Below are 4,713 nucleotides of genomic sequence, written 5' to 3' on the forward strand. Positions count from 1 at the left end.
GCGGGTCTGGGATGACGGGGCCGGTGTGTCGCGGGCTTGGTGGGCGCGATGGGCCGCCCACGCGGCTGCGGCGGGGTTGGCGGGGGCCGGTGGGGGAGGCGTCGGGGTGTCTTGGGGGTCCGTGGTCCGAGCGGGCCGCGGTGCGGGTGTGCGCGGTAGCGCTATGCCGGGGTATTTGCGGGCCGTGGCCATGGAACCTCCTGGGCGGGGGCGGCACGTGGGATTGCGTGGTCGGCGCTTCGGCGGCTGCGGTTCGTCTTGGGTAGGCCGGGATTGTTCCCACCCGCACCACCCGTTGCGTTCGCGTTCCGGGTGGCGGTTTTACATCATCGTGGGTGACGGGGTCACGCCTCGCGGCCCCGCCCGGCCCCTAGTCCGCCACCATGCGTACCGCGCCCGGGATGTACTCGCGTTGCCTGATCACCCGGTACCACCCCTTGGGCAGTGCGATCGGGGCGTGTTCCTCGTGGACGATGCGGGTGTCGACGTCCAGGCGCAGGTGGCCGATCAGCATGGGGTCGGGGGCGAGGTAGAGGGTGGCGTCGTCTTCGATGGCGTGGGCGTGGCCGGTGGCTTCGCCCAGGGCCAGGACCAGGCGGCCGCGGGCGTCGCGGGGCTTGGTGGGGAGGGTGTCCACCGTCTTGGGGACGGCGGCCTCGGTGATCGGCAACAGCAGGATGTCACCCTGACGGAACACGACTGGCCTCCACGGCGGCTGGCGGATAGCGGGTTGACGGTGGATCGGCTCCACCGGTCAACACGCTAACGGCCGCCCCCGACAAGCCGGTTCGGCTCGATCCGGCTCGATCCGGCTCGGTTCAGCCGGGTTCCTTGATTCCCGTCAGCATGCCCTCGATGCGTTCCGGCGGCCCGGGACGGGAGAAGTACCAGCCCTGACCGGCGTCGCAGCCGATCGCGCGCAGGCGCTCCGCCTGGACCGCCGTCTCGATGCCCTCGGCCGTGACCGTCAGGCCGATTGCGTGCGCCAACTCCACCAGCGACGCCACGATGCGGCCGTCCACCGGATCCGAGTCGCCGGGTTGGCGCAGCCCTTCGACGAACGAACCCGCGATCTTCAACTCGCAGACCGGCAGGCGGCGCAGGTACGCCAGGTTGGAGTAGCCCGTGCCGAAGTCGTCGATCGCGATCCGGATCCCCATCGCCGCCAACTCGCGCAGCCGCTCCAGCGGACCGCCGTCCGTCGACATGATCTGACTCTCGGTCAGCTCGAACTGGAGGCGGCCCGGATCGAGCCCGGTCTCCGCGAGCACGCGCTCGACCTGCCGGACCAATCCCGGTTCGCGGCACTGGCGTTCGGCGAGGTTGACGCTGATGAAGGGCGCGCTCTTGGGTTCGAGGTCCTGCCAGCGCCGCGCCTCGTGGCAGGCCTGTTCCAACACGTGCATGCCGAGCGGCACGATCAGGCCGGTCTCCTCGGCCAGACCGATGAACCGGTCGGGCCCGACCAGGCCGTTGCGCGGGTGGCGCCACCGCACGAGCGCCTCGACGCCCAGCACACCACCGTCCGCCAACGACACCAACGGCTGGTAGTCCACGTAGAACTCGCCGTGGTGCAGGGCAGCCGGCATCTCCGCGGACAGCGTGTAGCGGGCCACCTCGCGGTCGTTGCGGTCGGTGTCGAACACCGTCCAGCGGCCGCGCCCGTCGGACTTGGCCCAGTACAGGGTTATGTCGGCCGCCCGCAACGTGTCGGCGGGACTGGTCCCCGCCACCGGACGCTCGACGATGCCGATGCTCGCGGTGACCGTCAGGTCGTGGCCGCGGATCCGGAACGGCTCGCGCAGCGCGGCGAACACACCCTCGGCGAGCGCGACCACCTGGCCCGTACCGGTCGAGTGCTCGACCAGGACCACGAACTCGTCGCCGCCCATGCGCGCCATCAGGTGGCCGGCCTGGCCGGCGTAGCGGCTCAGCCGGCGCGCGACCGCGACCAGCAACTGGTCGCCCACGTCGTGGCCGAGGCTGTCGTTGACGACCTTGAAGCCGTCCAGGTCGAGGTAGCACAGGCCCACGCGGTCGCCGGGGCCCGGATGTTCGAAGGCATTCGTCAACTGTTCGACGAACAGCGCGCGGTTGGGCAGGCCCGTCAACTGGTCGTGCATCGCCTGGTGTCGCAGTCGCGTGTGCAGGCGGTGTCGATCGGTGACGTCCTCCAGCATCGCCACCTGGTACTCGGGGTTGCCCTTGGCGTCCCGTACCAACGACAGCGACAGGTGCGTCCACAGCGTCTCGCCGTCGGCGTTCTCGAACTGCTTCTCCAGCGTGAAGTGGTCGCGTTCGCCGGTGATCAGCTCGTTGTACAGGTTCCACATGTGGTCGGTGTCGCCCGAGTGCATGAAGTCGCTGACCCGGCGCTTGCACATCTCTTCGACACTGGCCGCGAACATCGTGGTCATCGCCTGGTTGACGTCGGTCACGTTGCCGTCCACGTCACCGATCCCGATGCCGAGCGCGGCTTGGTCGAACACCGCGCGAAAACGCGCTTCGCTGGTGTGCAAGGCGTGTTCGGCGCTGTCGCGAGCCACCAGGACGGCGGCGTGGATCGCCTCCTGCTCGTCCAGCGTGCGCCGGCGCAGCGCCTCCGCGTAGCCCCCGGCGAGCGCGCCGGCGAGCCCGGTGACGCGCTCCATGAACTCGTTGGGGTCCTTGCCGCCGGCGACCGCCTTGGTGCGCAGGATCGGCCACCACGGGCCCACGAGGGCGAGGGTGCGCTCCAAGGTGGCGCTGCCGGTGAAGTGTTTGCCCACGAGCGAGGCGCCGACCTGACGCGCGACCGCGGGATCGAACGGATCCGTGCGCAGCGCCCGGGCCAACAGCAGCGCCTGCTCGCGCAGATAGGACTCGATCTCGGCGCCGCTCAGCGGAACGAAGCTGGTGCCCTCGATGGTCCTGGCCCAATCCCGGGCGAATCGGCTCAGCGACACCTCGGGCCGCTCGGACTCCGTGGCGTGCGTATCGCCGCTCACCCTGCGCCCCCCACGGTGGTCCGGGTGCGCACTCCGGGCCCCCGGTACGCACGGACCCACGCTGCGTCCGGCGCCCACGATGGTCGATCCACCGCCCCACCTTTCCTCCTCGGGGGCGATCCGTCACCGCGCAATGTCGGTACGGTCGCCTCTCGGACGAGCCGGCCACAATCCCCAGCGGCCGTGTGAACGAGCCACATCACCCGTTATCACCCGTTCGGACGAGCCGGTTGGTACTTCCGGTACGCCCCGACGATCGCGTGATCATCGTTGACGGTATCCGCCGCGGCGCGGAAACGTCTCGCAGTTGGACACGGCGCGAGGAGCATCACTCCGGAGAGGGACAGGTGGTGCGCGCGGGTCCGTACCGATATGCGGTGTACGCCCCCGTACTCCGGCGCGCACAGGACTGTCGACACTAGGGCTGACTGACCATCAGGTTGCTGCCCCGGGTAACGGTACGCTCTTTCGGCTCGCGACTGCGAGGTGGGGCGCTGCTGCAATCGGTGGACGGTGCACCATTCGAGTGGGGGAAGTGGTTGGCGTGTTGGTCGAACTTGCGGTCGGCGATGCGTACGGAGCCGGCTTCGAGTACGCGGATCGCCCGTTCGTGTCGCGGGGCAACACCCTCGCCGGTTTTGTACAGCATCCTCGCCATCGTGACGTCCTGCCCGGCCGATACACGGACGACACGCAGATGAGCATCGCAGTTGCCGAATGGCTGCTGGGCGACGATCGCGGAATCCCGGCGCTGGCCGATCTGTTCGTCGGGGCGTACAAGCGCGATCCGCGCGCCGGTTACGCGCGGGGGTTTCGGGGCGTACTCGAATCCGTGACCGACGGAAGCGAGCTGATCGCGGTGTTGCGCCCCGAGAGCGACAAGAGCGGCGCGGCCATGCGAGCGGGCGTGATCGGCCTGTTGCCCGACATCGCCGACGTTCGGCGCACGGCGGCGCTCCAGGCGCGCGTCACCCACCGGACCCTGGGCGGGATGACGTCGGCGACGGCCGCCGCCCTGTCGGTGCACTACTGCCGGTACGGCCTGGGCCCGGTCGCGGAACTGCCGGAGTGGCTCGCGACGAACCTCCCCGCGTCCACGGAGCCGGCGATCTGGCGGCAGCGGTGGCTCGGCAAGGTGGGCTCTCCGGGTATGGACAGCACGCGAGCCGCGGTCACGGCGCTGGCCGCGCACACGAGCATGGCGGAGCTGCTGCGTTCGTGTGTGGCGTACACCGGTGACGTGGACACGGTGGCGACGATCGCGCTGGCGGCGGCGAGCCGCTGCGCGGAGTACGCGGCGGATCTGCCGGATGTACTGGTGGAGGGGCTGGAGAACGGCGCCTTCGGGCGGGAGTACCTGGCGGGGCTCGACGCGCGGTTGGTGGCGCGGTTCGGGTGAGGTCGGGCCGGCTTGGCGCGGCTTGGCGGCGTGGCGCGCGGGTCGGGGCGGGTTGTTCTCGGGCATACGAAAGGCCCCCGGCGGACCTTAGGTTCTAGTGGTCGTCGCAACACCCCAGTTCAGGGGGTGCGATGGACTTCGAGGTTCGTGCGGATCGGCGGCCCCAGGGCCCGAGGAAACTGGTCGGTGAGCGGGCGGAATACCTTCGGCTCGTGGATCTTGGGATAAGCAACACGGAAGCCTGCCGGATCGTGGGCATCAATCGCCGTACCGGCAAGCGATGGCTCTACGGCCGGCAGGCATCCGGGAAGAACAAGGCAGCGGCGC

Annotated in this window: 4 protein-coding genes; 2 read left to right on the forward strand and 2 right to left on the reverse strand. The window is 70.0% G+C overall.

All coding sequences use genetic code 11. From position 1 onward, the window contains the following. Nucleotides 1–370: 370 nt before the first annotated feature. Complete coding sequence (locus GT354_RS42445) at nucleotides 371–697, reverse strand: hypothetical protein (RefSeq protein WP_161362176.1); 327 nt, start codon at nucleotides 695–697, stop codon at nucleotides 371–373. Between the two features lie 121 nt (nucleotides 698–818). Then, nucleotides 819–2,987: an EAL domain-containing protein gene (locus GT354_RS42450; RefSeq protein ID WP_346012430.1), complete on the reverse strand. Its 2,169-nt coding sequence runs from the start codon at nucleotides 2,985–2,987 to the stop codon at nucleotides 819–821. 544 nt (nucleotides 2,988–3,531) lie between these two features. On the opposite strand from GT354_RS42450, the gene GT354_RS42455 reads away from it, so the two are divergent. Continuing rightward, the gene (locus GT354_RS42455) at nucleotides 3,532–4,386 is read left to right on the forward strand and encodes an ADP-ribosylglycohydrolase family protein (protein ID WP_161362178.1); all 855 of its coding nucleotides are present in this window, start codon (nucleotides 3,532–3,534) and stop codon (nucleotides 4,384–4,386) included. A 131-nt stretch (nucleotides 4,387–4,517) separates the two neighbouring features. Beyond that, nucleotides 4,518–4,713 (forward strand): helix-turn-helix domain-containing protein (locus tag GT354_RS42460; protein WP_161356922.1); only part of this gene is annotated, 196 nt, incomplete at its 3' end.

The organism is Streptomyces sp. SID3343, assembly GCF_009865215.1.
Taxonomy (GTDB): Bacteria; Actinomycetota; Actinomycetes; order Streptomycetales; family Streptomycetaceae; genus Embleya.